This is a genomic window from Micromonospora sp. CPCC 205554, assembly GCF_036902745.1.
GTDB classification, from domain to species: Bacteria; Actinomycetota; Actinomycetes; order Mycobacteriales; family Micromonosporaceae; genus Micromonospora; species Micromonospora tulbaghiae.
The window spans coordinates 267,308-292,883 of sequence record NZ_JBAKHP010000003.1; the positions used below are offsets into that span (position 1 = coordinate 267,308).

Genomic DNA, 25,576 nt, shown 5'->3' on the forward strand with positions numbered 1-25,576 from the left:
GCGGGCTTCATCGGGCCACTCCCGGTCCGGTGGCGGTCGCGTGCAGCTCGGTGACCCGGCCGTCCTCGACGCGCAGGATCCGGTCGGCGTCGGCGAGCAGCGCGGGCCGGTGCGCGACGAGCAGCGCGGTACGTCCGGCGACCAGCCGCCGGGTCGCGTCCAGCACCACCGCCTCGCTGGCGCTGTCCAGCCGCGCGGTCGGCTCGTCGAGCAGCACGATCGGGGCGTCCCGGAGGAACGCGCGAGCCAGCGCGACCCGCTGTCGCTGCCCACTGGACAGGCCGTGGCCGCGCTCGCCGAGGGAGGTGTCCAGCCCGTCGGGCAGGGCGTCGACCACCTCGTCCAGCGCGGCGCCGGTGACCGCCGCGGCGAGCACGTCGTCCGGGGTGTCCGGTGCGCCGAGGCGGATGTTGTCGGCGAGCGACCCGGCGAACAGGTGCGCCCGCTGCGGCACCCAGGCCAGCTCGCGCCGCCAGGCGTCGAGGTCGACCCCGGTCAGGTCCACCCCGTCGACGGTGACCCGGCCCGAGGTCGGTGCGACGAAGCCGAGCAGCAGGTTGAGCAGCGTGCTCTTGCCCGCGCCGCTGGGCCCGATGATCGCCACCCGGTCGCCGGGCCGGATGGTCAGCGTGACGTCGCGCAGCGCGGTGGTCCGGTCGTACGCGACGGTGACGCCCTCGAAGCGGATCTCGCCCCGGCCGTCCGGTGCCGGACGGCTGGGCCCGGCGGTGGTGGCGGGCGCGTCGGTCGCGGAGAGCGTGAGCGCCTCGTCCAGCGCGGTGAGCCCTTCCATGCTGGCGTGGAACCGGCTGCCCGCGGCGCGCAGCGGCAGGTACGCCTCCGGGGTGAGCAGCAGCACCAGCAGCGCGGTGGAGAGCGTGATGCCGCCGCCGAGCAGCCGGATGCCGACCGGCACCGCGACCAGCGCGACGGAGAGCGTGGCGACCAGTTCCAGCACCAGCGCGGACAGGAACGCGATCCGCAGCGTCTTCATGGTGGCCTGGCGGTGGCCGTCGGCCATCCGGCGTACCACGTCGACCTGTCCCTTGGACCGGCCGAACGCGCGCAGCGTGGGCAGCCCGGCCACCATGTCGAGGAAGTGCCCGCCGAGCAGCGACAGCCGGCGCCACTGCCGTTCGGTGGCGGCCTGCGCCTGCCAGCCGAGCAGCGCGCCGAAGATGGGGATGAGCGGGATGGTGAGCGCGATGATCAGCGCCGAGCTCCAGTCGGCGAACACGATCCGGGCCAGCACCGCCACCGGCACGGTGACGCTCAGCACGAGCTGCGGCAGGTAGCCGGTGAAGTAGGGGTCGAGCGCGTCCAGTCCGCGCCCGGCCAGGGTGGCGAGCTGCCCGGCCCGCTGACCGGCGACCCAGGTGGGGCCGTGCCGGCCGACCGCGCCGAGCAGGTCGGCGCGCAGCGCCGCCTTGACCGTCGCGGCGGCCCGCGCCGCGACGGTGCCCTGCGCCCAGTTGACCAGCGCCCGCCCGGCGACCGCGGCCACGAACCCGGCGAGCGCCGGCCGGTGCAGCCGGCCGTCGAAGGCCGTGGCCAGCAGTGTCGCCAGCGCGGTGGCCTGGGCGATCACCAGCAGCGCGGTGAGCCCGCCCAGCACCGCGAGCACGGCGAGGTCGCGCCGGGCCGCGGGGACCCGACGCAGCAGACGCGGGTCGAACGGGCGGCGGTTCACCAGTACACCGGTGCCCTGCCGTCGATCCGTCCCCGGAAAACCCACCAGCACATCGCCTGAAAGCCTAGTAGGGCCGGCAGGAGCGGTAACGCGAGCCATCCCAACAGGACCAGCGTCGGGCGGCTGGCGGCCGCCTCGGCCACTGTCAGCGACGCCGCCGGGTCGGCGGTGGAGACCAGGATCCGGGGCCAGAGCGCGGCTCCGACCAGCGGCACGGGCAGCGCCAGCGCCGTCGCGGTCGCCGCGAAGGCCGCCCCGGCCCGGCCCCGGCGCAGCGCCGCGCGGGCCGTCAGCAGCGCCGCCACGAGCGCCAACGGCAGGAGTACGGCCACGGCCGGGCGCGCCACCGCGGCGCGTACCCGATCGGAGAGCAGGCCCAGGACGGTGGCCGAGGCGACGGCGACGAGCGCGGCGGGCACCAGGCCGCTCGCCAGCCGGGCGAGCGCCGGGGACTCGGCGGTGGGCAGCCGGAGCGTGAGGAACGTCGCACCGTGCACCGCTACCAGCGCGAGCAGCGACAGCCCGGCGGCGGCGACGAACGGGGTGGCGAGATGACCGACACCGACCACGTGGCCGTCCGCGCTCAACGGCACGCCCTGGAGCAGCCCGGCGAGCAGCGCGCCCCAGCCCAGCGCGGCGAGCACGCAGCCGACGACCACCACCCGGTCCCAGCGGGCGCGGGCTTTGGCGGAGGCCGGGCGGCTGCGCAACTGCACCCCGGCCGTCACCAGCACCACCCCGGCCAGCGCAGCGAGCACCGCCGGGTAGAAGCCGGAGAGCAGTTCGCCCTCCAGCCGGGGGAACGCGCCGAACAGGATGCCGACGGCTGCCACCAGCCAGACCTCGTTGCCGAGGAAGAACGGCCCGAGCGCGGTGAGCGTGGCCCGGCTGCCCGGTGCCGGGCCGCGCCGGGCCAGCAGCAGGCCGACGCCGTAGTCGTAGCCGCCGAGCACGAGGTAGGTGGCGAAGAAGAGGCCGAGCAGGGCGTACCAGGCGAGTTCCACGGCGGGCTCCCTCAGACGAACACAGGCTGGTGGTGGGCGTCGGTGTCGGGCGCGGGCGGTCGGCCGAGCGCGGGGTCGTGCGCGCCGCGGGCGGCGTGCCGGGCCAGCAGCACCCAGTTGGTCACCGCGAGCGCGCCGAGCAGCAGGCTGAACCCGATCAGCGAGGTGAGCATCAGCCCGGGGGAGACCGGTGAGACGGCCTGCGCGGTGGGCAGCAGCCCGTACGCGGCCCAGGGCTGGCGGCCGACCTCGCGGGCGATCCAGCCGAGCAGCATCGCCACGAAGGGCAGCGGCAGGCCGAGCAGGATCAGCCAGAGCGGCGCCTTCAGCCGGATGATCCAGTCGCGCCAGAGCAGCGGCAGCAGGAGCCAGAGGGCGCCGAGCGTGAAGCCGATCAGGATCATGAAACCGAGGCCGACGTCGGAGAGCACCGGTGGTTCCCAGTCACCGGGACCGAACCGCGCGGTCCAGTCCGCGACGAGCGCGTCCCGGTCCGGCCCGCCGCCGAACTTGGTCGGCTGGAGTTGCCCGACCGGGCCGAACTGGGCGAAGCCGAAGCCCTGGAGCAGGCTGACCGAGAGTGCCGCGGTGACCAGGCCGAGCCGCAGCGAGGTGCGGAACAGCACGTAGTCGGGGGTGCGCCGGAGCAGGTGCCAGGCGCTCACCGCGGCCATCAGCAGGCCGCCGGTGACCAGGCCGGCCGAGACGACGTGGCCGAACGCCATGCCGAACGTGGGGTTGGTGAGCAGCGCGCCGAAGTCGGTGAGGTGGGCGACGCCGTCGCGGACCTCGTACCCGACCGGGTTCTGGAGCCAGGCGTTCGCCACCATGATCCAGAACGCCGAGGCGTACGCGGTGATCGCCACGCCCCAGAGCAGCGCCAGGTGTACGCCGCGACGCAGCCGGTGCCACCCGAAGATCCACATGCCGAGGAACGTGGACTCCAGGAAGAACGCCACGAGCGTCTCGATGGCCAGCGGCGCGCCGAACACGTTTCCGACGTACCGCGACAGCCCGCTCCAGTTCAGCCCGAACTGGAACTCCATCACGATGCCGGTGGCGATGCCGAGCACGTAGTTGATCACGTAGAGCTGGCCCCAGAACCGGGTCAGCCGCTCGTACACCGGCTTGCCGGTCAGGTAGCCGGCCGTCTGCAGCCCGACCAGCAGCGTGACCAGGCCGAGCGTGACCGCCACGAACAGGAAGTGGATCGAGGTGGTGGTGGCGAACTGGAGGCGGGCGAGGAGCAGCGGGTCCACTGTCGTCCTCCCATGGGTTGGCTCTCTTGTCGTAGCCAACCTACACGTAGCCTCGCTACCTATACGGACGCGCGAACCCGGAGAAGTCCCGTAGGGGGCAGGTCAGCTCAGGAACAGGGCGAACGGCAGGGAGACGAGCGTGCCGGCGACAGCCAGCGCCATCGCGCCGAGCACCCGCGGGGGGCGGTCCGCGACGAGCAGCCGCTGCACCCGTACGTCGAGGTCGCGGTCGCCGAGTCCGAGCGTGCCGGCCGGCTGGACCCGGTGCCCGGCGGCGGCGAACCGGCGCAGCGCACCGGCCAGCGGCGCGTCCGCGTGCAGCTCCCGGGCCTTGTCGTCGGCGCGCATCTCGACCAGCAGCGCCACCCGCGCGTGCGCGTCCCGCACCCACTGGAACCAGGGCAGTGCCCGGCACAGCGCGGTGAACGGCAGCAGCACCAGGTCGTGCCGCTCCTGGGCGTGCGCCCGCTCGTGGGTGAGCACCGCCGCCAGCTCGGCCGGGTCGAGCAGGTCGAGCGTGCCCGCGCTCACCACCACCCGGGGACGCACCCCGGGCAGGCAGTAGGCCGCCGCGCTCGGGTGGTCGAGCACCAGCGCGCCGGGCACGGTGGGGTCACGCCGGGCCACCAGATGCAGCAGCTCCCGGTGCCGGCGCTGGGCGCGGACCGCGCCGTGCAGGCTGCGTACCGTCGTGGTGAGCAGCACCGCGCCGATGCCGATACCGACGCCGACCAGGCTGAGGTGCACCGCGCCCACCCCGGCCGGAAGCGTGCCGTGGGCCAGGTCGTCGGCCAGGGCCAGCAGCGCGTACCCGGTCGCCCGGTCGTACGCGTCGAGCCCCAGCGCCATCGGCAGCCCCATGGCCGACAGGCCGAGCGCCAGCCCGACCGCCTGCCAGCAGATGATCGCCACCCGGGGCGCCCGCCAGGTCCAGCGCGCGGCGGCGAGGACCTGCGCGGTCAGCCAGCAGGCCAGGATGATCGCGGCGAAGTGCAGGGCGTACGCCACGGCAGCCGCCCTACCGGTCCGTCGCCTCGTCGAGCGCCGGCCGACCGGACCGGGGGTTCTCGACCCGGCCGGTCGGTCCGTCCTCGACCGTCGCCCCGGCCTCGGCGCCGAGCGCGGCGCGGAGCACCTCCGCCTCCGTGCCGGTCACCGAGCGGGCGAAGCGCACGAGTGCGGCGTCCCGGCTGCCGCCGAGGTCGAGGGCTTCGAGCATGAGCTGGGCGATGTGCGCCTCGCGGGTGGCGGCCGGGCGGTAACGCCAGGCGCGCCCTTCCCGCTCGCGCTGCACCATGCCCTTGCCGGCGAGCCGGTCGAGCACTGTCATCACAGTGGTGTAGGCGAGTTCGCGGCCGTCCAGGGCGTCGGCGACCTCGCGCACCGTCACGCCGCCCGACGAGGCGGGCGCCGCGTCCCACAGCACGTCCATCACCGCACGCTCAAGGTCCCCCAGCCGAGTCACCCGTCAATCCTACCCCCGGTAGTAGATCCCTCCCGACCCCCGGGGACCACCCGGCTCAGACGCCCTTCGGGTGCCAGACCGTCTTGGTCTCCAGCAGCGTGGTCATCCGGGTGATGCCGGGGTCGGCGTACCAGTCGTGGTCGGCCGGAGCCGGCCGCAGCACCCGCTTGAGGTTCTCCGCGGCCTTGATCTCCAGGTCGGCGGCCAGCTCGGCGTCGGCGACGCCGGTCAGGTCGATCGCGTTGACGTCCATGTGCGCGGCGAGCGCCGGCACGGTCTCGGTCAGCCGGCCGGTGAGGATGTTGACCACCCCGCCGGGCAGGTCGGAGGTCGCGAGCACCTCGGCCAGCGTCACCGCGGCCAGCGGCGCCGCCGGGGAGGCGGCCACCACCACCGTGTTGCCGGTGACGATCGCCGGGGCGATCACGCTGACCAGGCCGAGGAGCGCGGGCTCCTCGGGGGCCACCACCGCCACCACGCCGGTCGGCTCCGGCGCGGACAGGTTGAAGTACGGGCCGGCCACCGGGTTCGCGCCGCCGTACACCTGGGCGATCTTGTCGGACCAGCCCGCGTACCAGACCCAGCGGTCGATCGCCGCGTCCACCTCGTCGGCCGGGACGCCAAGGGCCACGAACTGCTCGCGCCGGCCCTCCAGCATCTCGGCGACCCGGTAGAGGATCTGACCCCTGTTGTACGCGGTCGCCCCGGCCCAGCCCTTCACCGCGGCGCGGGCGGCCACGACCGCGTCCCGCGCGTCCTTCCGGGAGGCAAGAGACACGTTCGCGGATTGCACGAGATACGACCGTCCCGACTCGCTGCGCGGGAACTTCCCGCCGATGAAGAGCTTGTACGTCTTGCGTACCGCGACCCGCTCAGACATTGAGGTACCCCTCCAGCCCGTGCCGGCCGCCCTCGCGACCGTAGCCCGACTCCTTGTAGCCGCCGAACGGCGAGGTCGGGTCGAACTTGTTGAACGTGTTGGCCCACACCACGCCCGCGCGCAGCCGGTCGGCCAGCCACAGGATCCGGGAACCCTTGTCGGTCCAGATCCCGGCCGACAGCCCGTACGGCGTGTTGTTGGCCTTCTCAACGGCCTCCGCCGGGGTGCGGAACGTGAGCACGGACAGCACCGGGCCGAAGATCTCCTCGCGGGCGATCCGGTGCGCCTGGGTGACGCCGGTGAAGATGGTCGGCGCGAACCAGAAGCCGCGCTCGGGCAGCTCGCACGGCGGCGACCAGCGCTCCGCGCCCTCGGCGGACCCGGCGTCGGACAGCTCCCGGATGCGGGCGAGCTGCGCGGCCGAGTTGATCGCGCCGATGTCGGTGTTCTTGTCCAGCGGGTCGCCGACCCGGAGCTGGGCCATCCGGCGCTTGAGCGACTCCAGCACCCGGTCGGCCACCGACTCCTGGACCAGCAGCCGGGAACCGGCGCAGCAGACGTGGCCCTGGTTGAAGAAGATGCCGTTGACGATGCCCTCGACCGCCTGGTCGATCGGGGCGTCGTCGAAGACGATGTTCGCGGCCTTGCCGCCCAGTTCCAGCGTGAGCTTCTTGCGGGTGCCGGCTACCGAGCGGGCGATGGCCCGGCCGACCTCGGTGGAGCCGGTGAACGCGACCTTGTCCACGCCCGGGTGCTCGACCAGCGCCCGGCCGGTGTCACCGGCGCCGGTGACGATGTTCACCACGCCGGCGGGCAGGTCGGCCTGCTGGCAGATCTCGGCGAACAGCAGCGCGGTCAGCGGGGTGGTCTCGGCCGGCTTGAGCACCACGGTGTTGCCGGCGGCGAGCGCCGGGGCGATCTTCCAGGCCAGCATGAGCAGCGGGAAGTTCCACGGGATGACCTGCGCGGCCACGCCGAGAGGCTTCGGCCTCCGGCCGAACCCGGCGTGCTCCAGCTTGTCCGCCCAGCCCGCGTAGTAGAAGAAGTGCGCGGCGACCAGCGGCAGGTCGACGTCGCGGGACTCCTTGATCGGCTTGCCGTTGTCCAGCGACTCCAGCACCGCCAGCTCGCGCGAGCGCTCCTGGATGATCCGGGCGATCCGGAACAGGTACTTGGCCCGGTCCCGGCCCGGCATCGGACCCCAGACCTTCTCGTACGCGCTCCGGGCGGCGCGGACCGCGCGGTCCACGTCGTCGGTGCCCGCCTCGGCGATCTCGGCCAGCACCTCCTCGGAGGCCGGGTTCACCGACTTGAAGCTGCCGCCGGAGGCCGGGTCGACGAACGCGCCGTCGACGAAGAGCCCGTACGAGGGCTTGATGTCCACCACCGAGCGGGACTCGGGGGCGGGAGCGTATTCGAACATCGCGTTCAGTCCAGGGTGAAGTAGTCGGGGCCGGCGTAGACGCCGGTCGTCAGCTTGGTGCGCTGCATGAGCAGGTCGTTGAGCAGGCTCGACGCGCCGAACCGGAACCAGTCCGGGCTCAGCCAGTCCGCGCCGACCGTCTCGTTGACCATGACCAGGTACTTGATGGCGTCCTTGGTGGTCTTGATGCCACCGGCCGGCTTGACGCCGACCTGACGCCCGGTGGCGGCGCGGAAGTCGCGGACCGCCTCCAGCATCACCAGCGTCACCGGCAGGGTGGCCGCGACCGGGACCTTGCCGGTGGAGGTCTTGATGAAGTCGCCGCCGGCGAGCATGGCGAGCCAGGAGGCACGCCGCACGTTGTCGTACGTGGCCAGCTCGCCCGTCTCCAGGATCACCTTGAGGTGGGCGTCCCCGCACGCCTTCTTGGTGGCCACGATCTCGTCGTAGACCTCGGAGTAGCGCCCGGCCAGGAACGCGCCTCGGTTGATCACCATGTCGATCTCGTCCGCGCCCGCCTCGACCGCCGCCCGCACGTCGGCGAGCTTGATCTCCAGCGGCGCCTGGCCGGACGGGAACGCGGTCGCCACGCTGGCCAGGTGCACGCCGCTGCCGCGCAGCACCTCGGCCACGTACGGGACCATCGACGGGTAGACGCAGACGGCGCCGACGTGCGGGCAGCTCGGGTCGGCCGGGTCGGGGCGCAGCGCCTTGGCCGCCAGCGCCCGCACCTTGCCCGGGGTGTCCGCCCCTTCGAGGGTGGTCAGGTCGACCATCCGGATCGCCAGGTCGATCGCCTCGGCCTTGGCAGTGGTCTTGATGGAGCGGGTGCCGAGTTGCGCCGCCCGCTGCTCCGCGCCGACCTGGTCCACGCCGGGCAGGCCGTGCAGGAAGGTCCGCAGAGCGGTCTCGGATCGTCCCAGCTCGGTGAGGTCCGACCGGGCCGACGTCGTTGTCGCCGTCATGCCCCGAATAGTACGCACCCGCGAGTCGAGTGATCTTGCTCACGACGGACCGGTCGTGAGCGTCATACGTGAGCGGTGTCGCTGGTCGTACCGCACCCGCCCTGTACCCGACCGTCGGACGGTAGGTTGAGCGATCGTGGACGTAACCGTCATTGACCATCCGCTCGCCCAGACGCGGCTGACCGCCATGCGGGACGCCCGGACCGACTCGTCGTCGTTCCGGGCCGCGCTGCGCGAACTCACCACCATGCTGGTGTACGAGGCCGCGCGCTCCTTCCCGGTCGAGAAGTACTCGATCCAGACCCCGGTCACCGCCACCGAGGGCACCCGGCTGGCGAACCCGCCGCTGCTGGTGCCGGTGCTGCGGGCTGGTCTCGGCATGGCCGACGCCGCGCTCGGCCTGCTGCCCGAGTCGTCGATGGGCTTCGTCGGCCTGGCCCGGGACGAGGAGACGTACGAGCCCCGCGCGTACATGGAGTCGCTGCCGCGCGACCTCGCCGGCCTGCCGGTGCTGGTGCTCGACCCGATGCTCGCCACCGGCGGCTCGCTGGAGCACTGCTGCCGGCTGCTCGCCGACCGTGGCTGCACCGACATCACGGTGCTGTGCGTGCTGGCCGCCCCGGTCGGCATCGAGCGGCTGGAGCGCTCCGGGCTGCCGCTGCGCCTGGTCACCGCCTCGATCGACGAGGGCCTCAACGACTCGAAGTTCATCGTCCCCGGTCTGGGGGACGCCGGTGACCGCCAGTTCGGCGGCATGCCCCGCTTCTGACCCGGCCGTCCCGGGACTCCGGTTCCGATCCGGCGACCCCGGCGCCCGGACGATCCGGCGATCGGTGGAGAGGCCCCTTCCCGCGAGGCAAGGGGCCTCTCGGCGTGAATCGGGCGGCCCCGGCGAGTCGATGCGCGGGGGTGCGGGGAGGCGCTAGCGTTCCGGGCCATGACTGGTGTTGCGCTCGCCGAGGAGCTGCTGCTCCTCGCGTATGACGACGAAACCGGCAAGGCCACCATGCCGCGGATCAGCCTCGACCTGGGCATGGCCGCCGCCGTGCTGGTCGAGCTGGCCCTGGCCGGACGGGTCGCGTACGCGGACGGGAACCTGGCGGTGGTCGACCCGGCCCCGACCGGCGAGCCGATCGCGGACGCCGTCCTCGCCAAGATCGCCGCGGACACCCCGCACACGCCGTCGTCGTGGGTGCAGCGGCTGCGGCACGGGCTGCGCGACCGGATCCTGTCCGACCTCTGCGGCCGGGGCGTGGTGCGGGACGTGGACGAGACCGAGCTGGGCTTCATCCACGTGCACCGCTACCCGGTGGCCGACGCCTCGGTCGAGGCGGACATCCGGCAGCGGCTGGCCGACGCGCTGACCAGCGGACAGCTCCCGGACGAGCGGACCGCCGCGCTGGCCACGCTCGTCGCGGTGCTGCGGATGGAACCCGCGCTGGGGCTGACCGGCCCGGCCGCCGAGGACGCCGGCCGGCGCCTGGAGGAGATCGCCGCCGGCGCCGGGTTCTCCGGCACCGTCAGCCTGGACGACAGCGTGGTTCGCCCGTCGATCAGCCTGGTCATCGCCGCGCTGGGCCAGGCCGTGGACGCCGCCCTCGGCAAGCGGCCCGCCGCGAGCTGAGGCCGTTGACCGGTGCGTCCGTCGCCGCCGGAGCGACGACGGACGCACCGGGCCGTCAGAGCCCCAGGGCGGCGGCGATCTCGTTGCGCAGCTCGGCCACGGCGGCCCGCGCGCGCTGCCGGGCCGCGGGCACGTCGCCGCCGCCCACCGGCTCCACCACCTCCAGGTACGCCTTGAGCTTCGGCTCGGTGCCGGACGGCCGGATCACCACCCGGGCCGCGCCGGTGCGCAGGATCACCACGTCCGCGTCGGGCAGCAGGTCGGACGCCTCGGTCACCGGCTGCCCGAGCAGCGCGGTCGGGGTGGCCGCCCGGATCCGGGCCATCGAGTCGGCGATCACCCGCAGGTCCTCCACCCGGACCGAGAGCTGCTCGGTGTGGTGCACGCCGAACTCGGCGGCGAGCTCGTCCAGCCGGTCGAGGAGCGTACGGCCCTCGGCCTTGAGACCGGCGGCCAGCTCGGCGACCGTCAGCGCCGCGGTGATGCCGTCCTTGTCGCGGACGTGACCCGGCGCGACGCAGTAGCCCAGCGCCTCCTCGTAGCCGTACACCAGCGGCTCCCGGCCCCCGCCGGCCCGGACGATCCACTTGAACCCGGTGAGCGTCTCGTCGTAGGGCAGGCCCCGGGCCGCCGCCATCGCCCGCAGCAGCGCCGACGACACGATCGTGGTGGCGTACAGGCCGGTCACGCCGCGCCGCATCAGGTGGTCGGCGAGCAGCGCGCCCACCTCGTCACCGCGCAGCATCCGCCAGGACCCGGCGTCGCGTACCGCCACGGCGCAGCGGTCCGCGTCCGGGTCGTTGGCGATGGCCAGGTCCGCGCCGGTGCGGTCGGCGAGCGCGACCAGCAGGTCCACCGCGCCCGGCTCCTCCGGGTTGGGGAAGCTGACGGTCGGGAACGCCGGGTCCGGCTCGGCCTGCTCGGGCACCACGCCCGGCACGCCGAAACCGGCGCGGGCGAACGCGGCGGTCAGCACCGCGGCGCCCACCCCGTGCAGCGGCGTGTACGCCACCTTCAGGTCCCGTGGTCCGGCCGGGTCCACCACGGCGGCGGCCTGCTCGACGTACGCGGTCACCAGGTCGTCGCCGAGCACCTGACCGGCCGGGCCGAGCGGCACCGCCGCGAGCGGGCCGACCGCCCGGATGGCCGCCTCGATGCCGGCGTCGGCGGGCGGCACGATCTGCGCGCCCGCGCCCAGGTCACCGCCGAGCTGCGCGCCCAGGTAGACCTTGTAGCCGTTGTCCTGCGGCGGGTTGTGGCTGGCGGTGACCATCACCCCGGCGACCGCGCCGAGCTGCCGGACCGCGAACGCCAGCACGGGCGTGGGCAGCGGCCGGGGCAGCAGCAGCGCCGGACGGCCCGCACCGGTGGCCACCTGAGCGGTGCGCTCGGCGAACGCACGGGAGCCGTGCCGGGCGTCGTACCCGATCACCAGCGGGCCCTCGCCGCCCTGGGCGGCGAGCCAGCCGACCAGCCCGGCGGCGGCCTGGGTGACCACGGCGAGGTTCATGCCGTTCGGCCCGGCCCGCAGCGGGCCGCGCAGCCCGGCGGTGCCGAAGGTCAGCGGACCGGCGAACCGGTCGGCCAGGTCGGCCGCCGTGCCGGGCAGCCCGTCGAGGACCGCGCGCAGCTCGTCGCGGCCGACCGGGTCCGGGTCGTCGGCGAGCCAGCGCTCGGCTCGTACGCGAAGGTCGTCAAGGTCAGTGGTTTCCGCCGCCATTGCCTCATGAAAGCACGGCGGCGGATCACCACCGGCCGTCGGCCTCGACTCAGTTGGCCGCCGTGAGCTGGAACGAGCCGGCCATCGCGTCGAAGATCGGCTTGCTCTCGGCGAAGGTGGCGTCGCTGGAGGAGAGGTAGAACGAGTAGACCTTGCCGCCCTGGACCACGCCCCGCCACACGCCGTGCCGCTTCTCGTCGCCCTCGCCGCAGGTGTACTCGAACTCGGCAGCCGGCTTTCCGGCCAGCGTCGTCTCGGTCATCGCGAGCTGTTCGTAGGGCTTGGCGCACGACTTGCTCTTGTCGCGGAGGTTGCGGGAGGCGAACTCGGCCCAGCTGACCGACGTACCGCCCCAGTTCTCGGCCAGCAGCCGCACCTTGCGGCTCTCGTCCTGCGGGTCGACGTAGTCGACGAAGACGCCACCGGTCTTGCGGTCCCAGCCCTTCGGGACCTGGACGGTGATGCCCTTGACGGTCTGCTCCTGCATCTCCACCGGCGAGGCGGCGGCCGAGTTCGACGGCAGCGTGCCCACGATCGGCGGGGGAGCGTCGTCGCCGCCGCTGGTCAGCGCGATCACGCTCACCAGCAGCACCACGGCGAGGCCACCGGCGGCGGCGAGCTGGACCTTGCGCGGCCACGCCTTCACCCGGCCGAGCAGGCCCTTGGCGCTGCCGAGCGCGCCGCCGCCACCACCGGCGGCGGCCGGTGCGGTGGCCGGGGTGGTCCACGCCTGGCCGGTGCCGGGAACCGACCACTGGTTGCCGCCGTACACCGGCTGGGTGGCGTCGACCGTGCGGCCGTAAGCGGTCGGCACCGCCTGGGTCGCGTCCGCTCCGGCGCCCTGGCCGAGCCGGACCGTGGCGTCCGGCGAGATGCGCTGGGTGGCCTCCGGCGTGCCCGGCCCGGACATCGCTCCGGTCGGGGTGTGCAGCGGGCCGGCCAGCGCGTCGGCGCTGGTCTCGTCGAGCGCGGCGGCACCCGCCGCGGCCTTCTCGGCCTGGGGCCGCTCGCCGCGGCGCAGCGCGGCGAGGCGGTCGGTGAGCGACTCGTCGGGGCCGATCATCGCCCGGCCGCCGATCTGCCCGCTCGGCTTCGGCTCCGCCGCGATCGCCGGCGGCGTGGTCGGGCGCGGCACCGGCACCACCGCGTACGGGTCGGTGACCGAGTTGACGGCGGTGGCGGTGCTGGTCAGTGGCCCGGCGAGCAGCTCGCGCAGGTTGGCCCGGGCGCGGTGCACGTCCATCCGGCGGGCCGGGTCCTTCTCCAGCAGCCCCATCAGCACGCCGGTCAGCGGGCCGCTGCGCTGCGGCGTGGCGGGCGGGTCCTCGACCACGGCGTGCATGGTCTCGATCGGGTCGCCCTTGTCGAACGGGGGCCGGCCCTCGACCGCCGTGTAGAGCGTCACGCCGAGCGAGAACAGGTCGCTCGGCGGCCCGAACTCCTGGCCCATGGCCCGCTCGGGGGAGATGAAGTGCGGCGAGCCGAGCACCATGCCGGGCGTGGTGAGCTGCACGTCGGTGGGCATCCGGGCGACGCCGAAGTCGGTGAGCACGCAGCGGCCGTCGGTGCAGATCAGCACGTTGGCCGGCTTGACGTCGCGGTGCAGCACGCCGATGGCGTGCGCCACCTCCAGCGCGCCGAGCAGCGCGATCCCGATCTTGGCGACGGCGCGCGGTGCGACCGGCCCGTCCTCGATCACCATGTCGGCCAGGCTGCGGGCGTCCAGCAGCTCCATCACGATCCACGGGCGCCCACCTTCGGTGACCACGTCGTAGACCTGCACCACTGCCGGGTGCTGGATCGCGGCGGCGGCACGGGCCTCCCGCAGCGTCCGTTCGTAGAGCGCGTCACGGTCGCTCGGGGCGAGCCCCGGCGGCAGGACGACCTCCTTGACCGCCACATCACGGCGCAGCAACGTGTCTGTGGCCCGCCAGACCGTGCCCATGCCTCCGTTGCCCACGGGGGAGCGCAGCGAGTAGCGACCACCGATGGTGGTGCCGGGCGCCGCGCGTCCAGTGGGGGGACTGGCCGGTCCGCCGCTCCACGTCGGAATCTGAGTCACAGAAAAGCCACCGGGGGATATCGAGGGGGCTGGGACACAACCCCCCTATCTTGCTGGTTCCGACGCCCGATGCGAAACCCGACGCGGCGGGCGTTTGCCTACTCGACGGTATGTGGTCGGCCGCTCACCTCCGGTGGGTCGCCGCCGTGAGGTGTGCGGTATCCCTCACCCGCCTGGCGGTCTGCGCGTCCTACCATCCGGTAATGAGCGATGCGCGGTCAAGCGAGTCGGGTTTCCCGATCCAGGGCGTCTACACGGCGGCAGACCTTCCGGCGGACCTGGACGCCCGGCTGGGCGAGCCGGGCGAGTTCCCGTACACCCGCGGGGTCTACCCGACGATGTACACGTCCCGGCCCTGGACCATGCGACAGTACGCCGGGTTCGGCACCGCGACCGAGAGCAACGCGCGCTACCACCAGCTGCTGCGCGCCGGCACCATGGGCCTGTCCGTCGCGTTCGACCTGCCGACCCAGATGGGGTACGACTCGGACGACCCGATCGCGCACGGCGAGGTGGGCAAGGTCGGTGTCGCCATCGACTCCATCGAGGACATGCGCACGCTGTTCGGCGGCATCCCGCTGGACAAGGTCTCCACGTCGATGACCATCAACGCGCCCGGCTCGGTGCTGCTGCTGCTCTACCAGCTCGTGGCCGAGGAGAACGGCGTGCCCGGCGCGGCCCTGAACGGCACGATCCAGAACGACATCCTCAAGGAGTACATCGCCCGCGGGACGTACATCTTCCCGCCGAAGCCCTCGCTGCGGCTGGTCGCCGACACCTTCGCCTACTGCCGGGCGGAGGTGCCGAAGTGGAACACCATCTCCATCTCCGGCTACCACATGGCCGAGGCCGGCGCGTCGCCCGCGCAGGAGGTCGCGTTCACGCTCGCCAACGGCGTGGAGTACGTCCGCGCGGCGCTCGCGGCCGGGCTGGCCGTGGACGACTTCGCGCCCCGGCTGTCGTTCTTCTTCGTGGCCCGCACCACGCTGCTGGAGGAGGTCGCCAAGTTCCGCGCGGCCCGGCGCATCTGGGCCCGGCTGATGCGCGACGAGTTCGGCGCGAAGAACCCGAAGTCGATGATGCTGCGCTTCCACACCCAGACCGCGGGCGTGCAGCTCACCGCCCAGCAGCCGGAGGTGAACCTGGTCCGGGTGGCGGTGCAGGGCCTCGGCGCGGTGCTCGGCGGCACCCAGTCGCTGCACACCAACAGCTTCGACGAGGCCATCGCGCTGCCCACCGAGAAGGCGGCCCGGCTGGCGCTGCGGACCCAGCAGGTGCTGGCGTACGAGACGGACCTGACCGCCACCGTCGACCCGTTCGCCGGGTCGTACGTGGTGGAGGCGATGACCGCCGAGGTGGAGACGGCCGCCACCGAGCTGATGGACCGGGTCTTCGACCACGGTTCGGCGGTGGACGCGATCGAGGCCGGGTTCCAGAAGCGGGAGATCGAGCAGTCCGCGTACCGGATCGCCCAGGAGATCGACTCGGGTGAGCGGGTGGTGGTCGGGCTCAACCGGTTCCAGATCGACGAGGAGGAGCCGTACGAGCCGCTGCGGGTGGACCCGGCGATCGAGGCGGCGCAGGGGGAGCGGCTGGCCCGGCTGCGTGCCGAGCGGGACTCGGGCGCGGTCGAGCGGGCTCTGGCCGAGCTGCGTGCCGCCGCCGAGGGGGACGCCAACGTGCTCTACCCGATGAAGGAGGCGCTGCGCGCCCGCGCCACGGTCGGCGAGGTCTGCGGGACGCTGCGCGAGGTGTGGGGGATCTACCGGCCCAGCGACCGGTTCTGACCCCGTCCCCAGGCGGCCCCGCCGTGCACCCTCGGTGTGCGGCGCGGGCCGCCTTCGCGTGTGCGATTCGGCGATTCGGGTAACCGGATCGGGTGAACGGGACGGACAGCCTGTGCGGTCGGCGGTCGGGCGCTCGTGTCACCGTCGGGAGTCTTCCGACAGCCGACGGTTGTCGTGCAATTGTCGGAGCGGCAGTTAATTGCCGCGACTAATGCGACAATTCGGAACGACGGGTCGGTATTTGTGGCCGTTGAAACGGTTACGCGTTGTAGGAGGTGGGAGGCGGATGACGGCGTTCGACCGCGATCTACCTGCTGTCCCGCAGATATTCGAGCCCTCTCACCAGGGGATTCGTGACGCTGCGCGGTCCGACCGCTACGCGAAAGATGTTGCGCAGCGTCACCGCCGGAGGTCTAGGCTGTCTGCTGTCCGACCCGAAGATCCATCCACTTCTAGTGATCGAGAATTCGACGTGACGAGTGCGTTGACGCTGCCTTCCGGCGGCCTGCTGTCGTCGTCCCGGCCCGAGGCGCCGACCGGTTACCAGCCCCTGCCCTTCGAGCTCGACCATCTGCTCGCGCTGCGCGTACCCGGCCTCATCGAAACGCGCCGTCACATCCACTCCCACCCGGAGTTGTCCGGCGAGGAGTTCGAGACGGCCGCGCTGGTACACCGCGAGCTGTCCCTCGCCGGTCTCAAGCCGCGCCTGCTGCCCAAGGGCAACGGCGTCGTCTGCGACATCGACGGACGCCCGGACGGCCCGGTGATCGCGCTCCGCGCCGACATCGACGCGCTGCCGCTGAGCGACTCGAAGGACGTGCCGTACCGCTCGACGGTGGAGGGCGTCTGCCACGCCTGCGGCCACGACGTGCACACGTCGGTGATGCTCGGCGTCGGCATGCTGCTGGCCCAGCTCGCCGACACGGGCCGCCTCGACGGCCGGGTCCGGCTGATCTTCCAGCCCGCCGAGGAGATCCTGCCCTGCGGCTCGCTGGAGGTCATCGAGGCCGGCGGCCTGGACGACGTGGTGCAGATCTTCGCGCTGCACTGCGACCCGAACCTGCCGGTGGGCAAGGTCGGCCTGCGGGTCGGCCCGATCACCGCCGCCGCCGACAACGTCACCGTCCGGCTCACCGGGCCGGGCGGGCACACCGCCCGCCCGCACCTGACCGTCGACCTGGTGGACGCGCTCGGCCGCCTGGTGACCGAGGTGCCGACGCTGATCAGCCGCCGGGTGCCGGCCAACAGCGGGCTGCTGCTGGTGTTCGGCCACGCCTCGGCCGGCACCCGTTACAACGTCATCCCGTCCGAGGCGTGCGCGGCCGGCACCCTGCGGGTGATGGACCGCGACACCTGGGACCAGGCGCCCAAGATCGTGGCTCAGGTGGTGCGGGACGTGCTCGCACCCACCGGCGCCACTGTCGACCTGGAATACCTGCGTGGCCGGCCCCCGGTGACCAACGACGCCCGGGCCATCGGCGTGCTCACCGCGGCCACCGCGGCGGCGCTCGGCCCCGACGGCATCGCCGAGACGCCGCAGAGCATGGGCGGCGAGGACTTCTCCTGGTACCTGGAGCACGTGCCGGGCGCACTCGCCCGCCTCGGCGTCGGCCGCAGCGGGCCCAACGTGGACCTGCACCGGGCGTCGTTCGACGTGGACGAGCGCGCCATCGAGGCCGGCGTACGCCTCATGGTCCAGACCGCGCTGCGGGCACTGGCGGCGGCGCGCTGACCGGACCGCCGGGCGGCCCCGGCGGCATCGGCGCCCCCGGGTTCGGGCCGGGCGGCGGCGTCCGCCGGGCCCGCACCCGGCGCCGCCACAGGAGCAGCAACCACAGCGGTACGCCGATCACGACCGCGAAGGGCAGCACCGCGCCGAGCACTGTGAGCAGGACCCGGGCCGAGGCCAGGAACGCCGTCCAGCCGCCGCCCAGCCCGGCCAGGAAGCCCAGGTCGGCCTCCTCCTCGGCGGTGCTGGCGTCCTGACCGAGGAACGTCACGGTGATGGTGGAGAGCGAGGTCAGGTCCGCGAGCCGGCGCTTGCGGGCCTCCAGCGAGGCCAGGTCCGCCTGCCGGGTGCCCACCTCGTTCTCCAGCCGCACCAACTCGTCCACCGAGGTGGCCCGCGCGAGCAGCTTGCGGGCGCTCTCCACCCGCGCCCGCTGGGTGGCGATCCGGGCGTCCAGGTCCACCACCTGCTCGGTGACATCCTCGGTGCGGATCTCCCGGCGCTCCTGCCGGCCGAGGCCGGCGAGCTGGTCGATCACCGAGGTGAACCGGTCCGCCGGCACCCGCAGCGTCAGCGCCGCCCGCGCCTCGGCGGCCCGGCTCGACCGGCGGTCCGCGCCGACGAACCCGCCGGCCGCTGTCACAGCGGTGGTCGCCTCCCGCGCGGCGGCCTCCACATCGTCCACCCGGACCTGCATGGTTCCGGTGTAGATGATGGACCTCTGGTCGACCCGCAGGTCCGCGCCGCCGGTGCCGCCGGGAGCGGCCTGGTCGCGGTCCGCGCCACCGCCGTCCGCACCGCCCTCGGCGGCCTGCTCACGCCCCGCGCCCCCGTCGGCAGCCGGCGCGGCCGAGTCGCTGCCACTGTCCCCGCCCGCGCCGCACGCGCCCACACTCAGCGCCGCTGCGAGACCCACAGCCACCAGGGCCACGCCCCGGAGTCGTCGTCGTCCACCCATACCCCGTACTCCGATCGTCGGCGGCCCCGCGCACCGGGACCGATACCTCGGACGTGACGCGTGGTCGCGCCGGTTCCGGCAGACTGCGCTGAGGACATCACGATTCGATAATCGAGGAGTCACGATGCAGGTGACCAAGTACGCCCACTCCTGTCTCCGGCTGGAGCACGACGGTGCGGTGCTCGTCGTCGACCCGGGTGTCTTCAGCGATCCGGCGGCGCTGGACGGGGCCGACGCGGTGCTGATCACCCACGAACACCCGGACCATGTGGACGTCGGCACGCTGACCCGGGCGCTGGAGCGGCGGCCGGTGCCGGTGCACGGCCCGGCATCGCTGGCCGGCGTGCTCGGCGACGCCGCCGAGGCGCTGGTGACGGTCGAGCCCGGACAGTCGTTCACCGTCGCCGGGGTGCCGGTGCGGGCGTACGGCGGGCAGCACGCGGTCATCCACCCGGACATCCCGGTGATCCAGAACGTCGGCTACCTCTTCGCCGACGTGGTGTACCACCCGGGCGACGCGTTGTTCGTGCCCGACGACGTGCAGGTGGACACGCTGTTCGCCCCGATCCACGCGCCCTGGTCGAAGTTCTCCGAGGTGGTCGACTTCATCCGCGCGGTCGCGCCGCGCCGGGCGTACGCGCTGCACGACGGGCTGCTCAACGACAACGGCCTCGGCGTGCTGGACCGGCAGTACACGGCGATGTCCAAGACCGACTACCGCCGTCTGGAGCCGGGCACCCGGATCGACGCCTGACCATGGCCGAGGTGCCCGCGGAGGTGATCCGGCAGCTCTACGCCACGCCGCCGGACCGGTTCGTCGCGGCCCGGGACGCCGCCGTCGCGCAGGCGCGGCAGTCCGGCGACCCGCGTACCGCCCGGCAGATCGGCAAGCTGCGCCGCCCCACCGTGGCGGCCTGGCTGGTCAACCTGCTGGCGATCCGCCGGCCCGAGCTGGTCGCCGACCTCACCCAGCTCGCCGAGTCGCTGCGCGCCGCGCAGCGCGACCTGCGCGGCGGCAAGCTCCGCGAACTCTCCGCGCAGCGGCGTGCCGTCGTGGGCGCGCTGGTGTCGGAGGTACGCCGGCTCGCCGCCGCCGAGCCCGCCGCGCCTCCGGCCGGGAAGCTGCCGCTGGGCGAGGTGGAGGCGACACTCAACGCCGCGCTGTCCGACACCGAGGTGGCCGAGCAGGTACGCGCCGGACGCCTGCTGCGGGCCAGCCACTACGCCGGGTTCGGCGAGGTGCCCCGCCCCCAGCTCCGGCTCGTGACAGGGGGCGAGGAGAAGCCGGTCGTACCGGATCGGGCGGCCGAGCGGGCCGACGCGCGCCGGGCCCGCGACGAGCGGGCGGCGCGGGCCGAACGGGCCGGGCGGCGGCGGACCGCGACCCGGGAGCTGACCCGGGCCCGCGCGGACCTGGACCGGGCCGAGAAGGAGCTGGCGACGGCCGACGCGGCCGAGCGGGACGGCGCCGCGACGCTGGACCGGATCGAGACGGAACTGGCCGAGTTGGAACGTCGCCGGGCCGTGGCCGAGCAGGAGCTGAGCCGGGCCCGGCTGGCCCGCCGGGGCGCGGAACGGGCGGTCACCGCGGCCCGGCGCCGGGCCGGTGAGGTGGAGGCCGTGTTGGAGGCGCTCGACGCCGAAGAGGGGGATGCCGACACCGGTGACCACGCGGCAGACTGAGCGTGATGAACGGCAACGGTGGAGTGACGGCGACGGGCGGCCGATGACCCCGGAACAACTCGCCGCCGCCTGCAAACCGCTCGTGCTCGAACTCGGGGAGGCGTTCGCCCGCTGCCCGTCCACGCTGCGCCGGGCGCGGCTGCTCGGCATCTCCGGATGGGCCTTCTACATCACCGGCCGGGCCGGGGCGCTCGGTGACGTCCGCGCCGAGACGGTCGCCGCGGCGCTCGGCTTCATCGCACCGGAGGCGGTCACGGACGGCTGGGACGCCGCCGCTCGGACCGTCCCGCCGCTGGAGGTGGCCGCCGCCAACCTGGCCGAGTGCTGCCGGTGGGGCACCGCCCGGCTGGGCGACGGCGCCGAGTCGTCGCGGCTCGCCGCGCTGCTGGGCCGGGCGGTCGACGCGGCGGACGGCAGCGGCATGCCGCTGTTCGCCGCCTGGCGGGCCATGCCGGTGCCCGATCCGTCGCCCGGTGCGCGGGCGGCTGTGGGCATGCTGCTGCTGCGTGAGCACTTCGCCGGGGCGTACCTGCTGGCGGTGCGCGCGGCCGGGCTGACGCCGCTGGAGGCGGTGCTGGCCGGGCCGGAGGGCGAGACGGGTGCGGCCGCGTGCGGCTGGGTGCCCCCGTACCCGCCGGTGGGGCCGCTGGTGCGGCGCCGGCTGTGGGCCGAGGCGGTGACCGACCGGCTGGCGTCGGCGGCGTTCCGCGCGTTGAGCACCGCCGAGGGCGCTGAGCTGCTGGGTCTGCTCGGCGCCGCGAGGCAGCGCGCCCGCGGCGGATAAATGGGAGGCGACACGGCCGGTCGGGCTGCCAGGATCTGGCCCGTGACGCTCCCCGCCGGCTGGTCGGCCCGCCGCCCGACCCTCGACGACGTGCCCGCGATCCTGGCGGTGGTGCACGCCGCCGACACGTTCGCCGTGGGCTACCCCGACTTCGACGACGAGGACGTGCGGTCCGCGCTGACCGCGCCGTACGTCGACCCGGCCCGCGACTCCTGGCTGGTCACCGACCCGGACGGTACGGCGGTGGCCTGGTCGATCCTGGCCAACCCGAGCGGCGTGGGCCGGGAGTGGGTGGACGTCCTCGTCGACCCCGACCGCGGCGCCGACCTGCGCGCGCCGCTGCTGGCGCGGCTGCTGGAGCGGGTCGCCGAACGGGCCGCCGAGCGGGGCCTGCCCGCGCTGACCGCCCGCACCGGCGTGTACGCGCCGGAGACCCGCTGGGCCGGTGAGCTGACCGAGGCCGGGTTCACCCGGATCAAGCGCTACATCCGGATGAGCCGCTCGCTGGCCGGGCTGCCCGCCGAGCCGGCGCCCCCGCCCGGGGTGACCGTGCGGCCGCTGCGCGCCGACGACGAGAGCGACCTGCGGCTGTTCCACCGGATCTACGACACCGCGTTCCGGGACACCCCCGACCACGACCCGCTCGACTTCGAGCAGTGGCGGGACCTGCTGCCGTCGTACGGCAAGGTCTGGGACGAGTGGTTCCTGGCCGAGGTCGACGGCGAGCCGGCCGGTGCGCTCCAGTCCTCCGACCAGGCGCTCGACCAGGACCTCGGGTGGGTGCGGACGCTGTCGGTGCTGCCCGCGTACCGGCGTCGCGGGGTGGGTGCGGCGCTGCTGCGCCGGGCCTTCGCGGTCTACGCGGCGAAGGGCCGCGCCGGAGCCGGGCTCGGCGTCGACCTGGCCAACCCGACCGCGCCGGTCACGCTCTACCGCTCCGTCGGGCTGGTGGAGGAGCGCTGGACCGACATGTACGAGCGGAGCGTGCCCGCCTCGCGGGTGTGACCCGGCACCCCCGAACCGGGGTCGACGAGCGACCGGCAGGCCGCGCGGCGCACACTGTGGGTGTGGGAGACGCGCTACGCGGACGCGGTGCCGGTGGGGCGGGACCGCAGCTCGGTGACGTAGTCGTCCGGCGCGCCCGCCTTCTCCGCGGCGTTGGCGATCTCCGAGAGGTACCACGCCGTGGGCAGCCCGCCCTCGTACCCGTCGAACACGTAGACCCACGCGGTCACGTCGCCGTCGAGCGTCGAGACGCGGACGGTCAGCCTGCGGTACGTCTCAGCGGTCACGCCCTCGATCTCGTCGAGCTGCGCGGCGTCGTACGGGTGGATGTCGTAGAGCGCCACGAACACCCGGTCACCGGGGGACTCGACGACGGTGCTGACCGAGCCCTCCCACCCGATGACGTCCTCGCCGGCGAAGGTGAGCCGCCACCCCTCAAGCCAGCCGGTGCCCACCATCGGCGAGTGCGGGCAGTAGGCGCGCATGCGGGCGGGGTCCAGGTTCGAGCCGTAAGCAGCGTAGAGACGCACGGCGACGACGATAGCCCGGCTGGCGGGTGGGGGAGAATACGACAGTGCGTGTCGAACCCGACGGGGAGAAGAAAGTCACTGTGAGCACAGACGAAGGGACGGCTCCGTGAGCGCGAGGAGTGCAGCGGAGCGGAGCCCCGCAGTCGCGAACGAAGGGACGGCTCCGTGAGCCAGATCGTGATCATCGGCGGCGGGCCGGCCGGGTACGAGGCGGCTCTGGTCGCCGCGCAGTTGGACGCCGATGTCACGGTGGTCGAGGCGGAGGGTGCCGGCGGCGCCTGCGTGCTCTCCGACTGCGTGCCCTCCAAGACGTTCATCGCCAGCTCCGAGGTGGTCACCGGCTACCGGGACACCGAGGAGTTCGGGGTGCACTCGGACGGCCTGGAGGCGGTCACCGTCGACGCCCGGGCGGTGCACGAGCGGGTCAAGCGGCTCGCGCTGGCCCAGTCCGCCGACATCCACACCAAGCTGGTCAAGGCCGGGGTCGAGTTCGTCGCCGGCACGGCCCGGCTCGGCGAGGACACGCTCGGCCACACCCACCGGGTGATCGTCACCCCGGCCGACGGCGGCGAGGAGTACTCCATCGCCGCGTCGACGGTGCTCGTCGCGACCGGCGCGACCCCCCGCCAGTTGCCCACCGCCGTACCGGACGGCGAGCGCATCCTGACCTGGCGCCAGGTGTACGACCTGCCCGAGCTTCCCGAGCACCTGATCGTGGTCGGCTCCGGCGTGACCGGCGCCGAGTTCGCCAGCGCGTACCTCGCCATGGGTGTCAAGGTCACGCTCGTGTCCAGCCGGGACCGGGTCATGCCGCACGAGGACGCCGACGCCGCGATGGCGATCGAACGGGTGTTCCGCAACCGGGGCATGAGCATCCTGAACAACTCCCGCGCCGAGGCGGTCCGCCGTGTCGGCGACGGGGTGGAGGTGGTGCTCTCCGACGGCCGGCAGGTCACCGGCTCGCACGCGCTGATCGCTGTCGGCTCGATCCCGAACACCGCCGACCTGGGCCTGGCCGAGTACGGCGTGGAGCTGGCCCGGGGCGGTTACGTGACGGTGGACCGGGTCTCCCGTACCAATGTGCCCGGCATCTACGCGGCGGGCGACTGCACCGGCGTGCTGCCGCTTGCGAGTGTCGCCGCCATGCAGGGCCGGATCGCCATGTGGCACGCGCTGGGTGAGGCGGTCCGGCCGCTGCGGCTGCGTACCGTCGCGGCGAACGTCTTCACCGACCCGGAGCTGGCCACCGTCGGCGTCTCCCAGGACGAGGTGGACGCCGGCAAGACCCCGGCCCGTCAGGTCATGCTGCCGCTGTCCGGCAACGCCCGGGCGAAGATGGACGACCTGGCCGACGGCTTCGTCAAGCTGTTCTGCCGGCCGGCGAGCGGTCAGGTGATCGGTGGCGTGGTGGTGGCGCCGAAGGCCAGCGAGCTGATCCTGCCGATCACGATGGCGGTGGAGAACAACCTCACCGTCAACGAGCTGGCCCACACCATCACCATCTACCCGAGCCTGTCCGGCTCCATCACCGAGGCCGCCCGCCAGCTCATGCTCCACGAACTGGAGTAGTCGGGTCGCGCACCTTCTTTCGTCGATCATGGAGTTGCGGCCCCCGATCCGACCGGTATGCCCGGTCTGTGCGGGGCCACCACTCCATGATCGACGACTCTGGTCAGGACGAGGTGCAAGGCGAGGGTGATGAGGAGTGCTGTCTCCGTGAGGATGAGCAGGCGCTCGATCAGGCCCAGCAGGGCCCGGTCGCCGAGGTAGGCGGACCAGATCATCGCGCCGGCGAGCACCAGGCTGGCTGCGGTCAGGCCGCGCAGCCAGGCGGCGGCTCCGGCAACCGGGTGGCGGGCCAGCAGCCAGCCGGCGACCGGCAGGGCCAGGAACGACAGCACCGAGGCGTACCGGTGCACGTACGCGGCGGTGTCCATGGGCGTACCCGGCTCGTTCGTGGGCACCACGGCGGCGGCCAGCAACCCGGCCGACCAGGCGGTCAGCAGCGCGAGCGGCACCGGACCCGCACCGGCCCGGCGCAGCGCCGGCAGCAGCACGAGGCTGGCCGCCGCGAGCACCGCCATCGCGGTGTCGATGACGCCGCCCCGGTCCGAGACGGCGAAGTCGCTGACGGTCAGCGACCAGGGATCCAGGTCGTTGCTCACCTCGAGGTGACCGATCACCGCGAGCACCGCCGCCAGGACGATCCCGCCGAGGGCCAGCAGGCCGCTTCTCCGCGTTCCAGGCATACGGCCAGCCTGTCGCCGCAACCGCCCCAGACGGATCCGGGACCACCACCCACTTCGGTCCCCGGGTCGTCCCCTACCGGTCCCCGGAGAACAGGGTCAACTGCCGGTGGAGTCGGCGGTGGCCTTGGGGCGGGTCTGCCGGGTGCTGCTGATCCAGGTCATCGCCCACCCGGCCAGCGCGAACCCGGCCGCGGCCACGCCGCCGATCAGCAGCAGCCGCCACGCCGAGTGGGTCAGCGCCGTACCGCCCAGGTGGCCGACGAGCGTGCCGTAGCTGGACCAGGCGAGCGCCGCCGCCGCCTCGTAGGGCAGGAACAGGCGGTACGGGTAGCGGCTGCGCCCGGCCGAGAAGCAGGCCGCCATCCGGCCGCCGGGCACGAAACGGCAGAGCAGGATCACCAGCGGTCCCGGTTCGCGCAGTCCACGGGTGACCCGGGTGACCGCCCGGCGGGCCCGTCCGGGTGGCGTGGCGCGTGCCGCGCGGCGGGTCGGCGTGCTGCGTCCGATCAAATAGCAGGCCAGGTCACCGATGAACACACCGGCCGCGCCGACCGCGATGGTCAGCGGCAGGCTGAGCCCGCCGTACACGGTCAGCGCCCCGCTGGTGATCATCAAGAGCTGGGTCGGCACCACCGGGACGAAGGCGTCGGCGATCAGCAGGATCAGCAGCAGCGCGTACGCCCACATGGGCGACGCGACGTCAGAGATGAGTTCGGCCACGACCGCCACCTCGCCGGGGTTCTCCGTTCGACCGGATCG

The 25,576-nt window shown here is 73.7% G+C and carries 23 protein-coding genes; 9 read left to right on the forward strand and 14 right to left on the reverse strand.

The annotated features are described in order from the left end of the window. Positions 1 to 7 precede the first annotated feature (7 nt). The 8 genes from cydD to deoC all read right to left on the reverse strand — a co-directional run bounded on the left by cydD (position 8) and on the right by deoC (position 8,686). Entirely contained in the window at positions 8 to 1,690 is a 1,683-nt protein-coding gene (gene cydD, locus V6U82_RS07125) for a thiol reductant ABC exporter subunit CydD (protein ID WP_334459943.1), read from the reverse strand. Beyond that, the gene (locus tag V6U82_RS07130) at positions 1,687 to 2,694 is read right to left on the reverse strand and encodes a cytochrome d ubiquinol oxidase subunit II (protein WP_334459944.1); all 1,008 of its coding nucleotides are present in this window, start codon (positions 2,692 to 2,694) and stop codon (positions 1,687 to 1,689) included. The genes cydD and V6U82_RS07130 overlap by 4 nt, the downstream gene beginning before the upstream one ends. 11 nt (positions 2,695 to 2,705) lie before the next feature. Then, positions 2,706 to 3,953, reverse strand: coding sequence for a cytochrome ubiquinol oxidase subunit I (locus V6U82_RS07135; protein WP_128137679.1), 1,248 nt, complete (start codon positions 3,951 to 3,953; stop codon positions 2,706 to 2,708). A 102-nt stretch (positions 3,954 to 4,055) separates the two neighbouring features. After that, positions 4,056 to 4,961: a M56 family metallopeptidase gene (locus V6U82_RS07140; RefSeq protein ID WP_128137680.1), complete on the reverse strand. Its 906-nt coding sequence runs from the start codon at positions 4,959 to 4,961 to the stop codon at positions 4,056 to 4,058. A gap of 10 nt (positions 4,962 to 4,971) precedes the next feature. Beyond that, a complete protein-coding gene (locus V6U82_RS07145; RefSeq protein WP_128137681.1) occupies positions 4,972 to 5,418 on the reverse strand; it encodes a BlaI/MecI/CopY family transcriptional regulator in 447 nt (148 codons plus the stop codon). A gap of 55 nt (positions 5,419 to 5,473) precedes the next feature. Further along, positions 5,474 to 6,298, reverse strand: coding sequence for an aldehyde dehydrogenase family protein (locus V6U82_RS07150; protein ID WP_334459946.1), 825 nt, complete (start codon positions 6,296 to 6,298; stop codon positions 5,474 to 5,476). Continuing rightward, the gene (locus V6U82_RS07155) at positions 6,291 to 7,721 is read right to left on the reverse strand and encodes an aldehyde dehydrogenase family protein (protein ID WP_334459948.1); all 1,431 of its coding nucleotides are present in this window, start codon (positions 7,719 to 7,721) and stop codon (positions 6,291 to 6,293) included. Before V6U82_RS07155 ends, V6U82_RS07150 begins: the two co-directional genes overlap by 8 nt. Before the next feature lie 5 nt (positions 7,722 to 7,726). Further along, complete coding sequence (gene deoC, locus V6U82_RS07160) at positions 7,727 to 8,686, reverse strand: deoxyribose-phosphate aldolase (RefSeq protein WP_334459949.1); 960 nt, start codon at positions 8,684 to 8,686, stop codon at positions 7,727 to 7,729. A gap of 136 nt (positions 8,687 to 8,822) precedes the next feature. On the opposite strand from deoC, the gene upp reads away from it, so the two are divergent. Both upp and V6U82_RS07170 read left to right on the forward strand, forming a co-directional pair. Beyond that, positions 8,823 to 9,455, forward strand: a complete 633-nt coding sequence (gene upp / locus V6U82_RS07165) for a uracil phosphoribosyltransferase (protein ID WP_091415454.1) — start codon at positions 8,823 to 8,825, stop codon at positions 9,453 to 9,455. A 168-nt stretch (positions 9,456 to 9,623) separates the two neighbouring features. Continuing rightward, positions 9,624 to 10,310: a GOLPH3/VPS74 family protein gene (locus V6U82_RS07170; protein WP_120571671.1), complete on the forward strand. Its 687-nt coding sequence runs from the start codon at positions 9,624 to 9,626 to the stop codon at positions 10,308 to 10,310. Positions 10,311 to 10,365: 55 nt separating this feature from the next. On the opposite strand, the gene V6U82_RS07175 is transcribed toward V6U82_RS07170, so the two are convergent. After that, a complete protein-coding gene (locus tag V6U82_RS07175; protein WP_334459951.1) occupies positions 10,366 to 12,030 on the reverse strand; it encodes a phospho-sugar mutase in 1,665 nt (554 codons plus the stop codon). A 49-nt stretch (positions 12,031 to 12,079) separates the two neighbouring features. Next, entirely contained in the window at positions 12,080 to 14,092 is a 2,013-nt protein-coding gene (locus V6U82_RS07180) for a serine/threonine-protein kinase (protein ID WP_334459952.1), read from the reverse strand. A 203-nt stretch (positions 14,093 to 14,295) separates the two neighbouring features. On the opposite strand from V6U82_RS07180, the gene V6U82_RS07185 reads away from it, so the two are divergent. Both V6U82_RS07185 and V6U82_RS07190 read left to right on the forward strand, forming a co-directional pair. Then, positions 14,296 to 15,879 (forward strand): acyl-CoA mutase large subunit family protein, encoded by a 1,584-nt coding sequence (locus V6U82_RS07185; protein WP_128138622.1) that lies wholly within the window; start codon positions 14,296 to 14,298, stop codon positions 15,877 to 15,879. A gap of 472 nt (positions 15,880 to 16,351) precedes the next feature. Continuing rightward, positions 16,352 to 17,611 carry an amidohydrolase gene (locus V6U82_RS07190; RefSeq protein WP_334459953.1) on the forward strand — a complete coding sequence of 420 codons (1,260 nt, stop codon included), beginning with the start codon at positions 16,352 to 16,354 and terminating at the stop codon, positions 17,609 to 17,611. Here the strand turns inward: V6U82_RS07190 and V6U82_RS07195 are convergent. Continuing rightward, a complete protein-coding gene (locus V6U82_RS07195; RefSeq protein ID WP_334459954.1) occupies positions 17,568 to 18,566 on the reverse strand; it encodes a DUF4349 domain-containing protein in 999 nt (332 codons plus the stop codon). The two genes, V6U82_RS07190 and V6U82_RS07195, sit on opposite strands and share 44 nt — an antisense overlap. A 124-nt stretch (positions 18,567 to 18,690) precedes the next feature. On the opposite strand from V6U82_RS07195, the gene V6U82_RS07200 reads away from it, so the two are divergent. Genes V6U82_RS07200 through V6U82_RS07215 form a run of 4 tightly spaced genes read left to right on the forward strand, consistent with a single transcriptional unit; the run spans position 18,691 to position 22,038 of the window. Then, positions 18,691 to 19,320 (forward strand): MBL fold metallo-hydrolase, encoded by a 630-nt coding sequence (locus tag V6U82_RS07200; RefSeq protein WP_334459956.1) that lies wholly within the window; start codon positions 18,691 to 18,693, stop codon positions 19,318 to 19,320. A gap of 2 nt (positions 19,321 to 19,322) precedes the next feature. Continuing rightward, the gene (locus V6U82_RS07205) at positions 19,323 to 20,249 is read left to right on the forward strand and encodes a hypothetical protein (RefSeq protein WP_334459958.1); all 927 of its coding nucleotides are present in this window, start codon (positions 19,323 to 19,325) and stop codon (positions 20,247 to 20,249) included. 43 nt (positions 20,250 to 20,292) lie between these two features. Next, entirely contained in the window at positions 20,293 to 21,033 is a 741-nt protein-coding gene (locus V6U82_RS07210) for an SCO6745 family protein (RefSeq protein WP_334459960.1), read from the forward strand. Positions 21,034 to 21,075: 42 nt separating this feature from the next. Beyond that, entirely contained in the window at positions 21,076 to 22,038 is a 963-nt protein-coding gene (locus V6U82_RS07215; protein WP_334459961.1) for a GNAT family N-acetyltransferase, read from the forward strand. Between the two features lie 74 nt (positions 22,039 to 22,112). Here the strand turns inward: V6U82_RS07215 and V6U82_RS07220 are convergent, their stop codons facing one another. After that, positions 22,113 to 22,568: a gamma-glutamylcyclotransferase gene (locus V6U82_RS07220; RefSeq protein ID WP_013284020.1), complete on the reverse strand. Its 456-nt coding sequence runs from the start codon at positions 22,566 to 22,568 to the stop codon at positions 22,113 to 22,115. Between the two features lie 165 nt (positions 22,569 to 22,733). Here V6U82_RS07220 and V6U82_RS07225 point away from each other — a divergent pair, with 165 nt between their 5' ends. Next, a complete protein-coding gene (locus V6U82_RS07225; protein WP_334459962.1) occupies positions 22,734 to 24,137 on the forward strand; it encodes an NAD(P)H-quinone dehydrogenase in 1,404 nt (467 codons plus the stop codon). Positions 24,138 to 24,163: 26 nt separating this feature from the next. On the opposite strand, the gene V6U82_RS07230 is transcribed toward V6U82_RS07225, so the two are convergent. Continuing rightward, positions 24,164 to 24,817, reverse strand: coding sequence for a DUF998 domain-containing protein (locus tag V6U82_RS07230; protein WP_334459963.1), 654 nt, complete (start codon positions 24,815 to 24,817; stop codon positions 24,164 to 24,166). 96 nt (positions 24,818 to 24,913) lie between these two features. Then, the gene (locus V6U82_RS07235) at positions 24,914 to 25,537 is read right to left on the reverse strand and encodes a DedA family protein (protein WP_128136732.1); all 624 of its coding nucleotides are present in this window, start codon (positions 25,535 to 25,537) and stop codon (positions 24,914 to 24,916) included. Positions 25,538 to 25,576 lie beyond the last annotated feature (39 nt).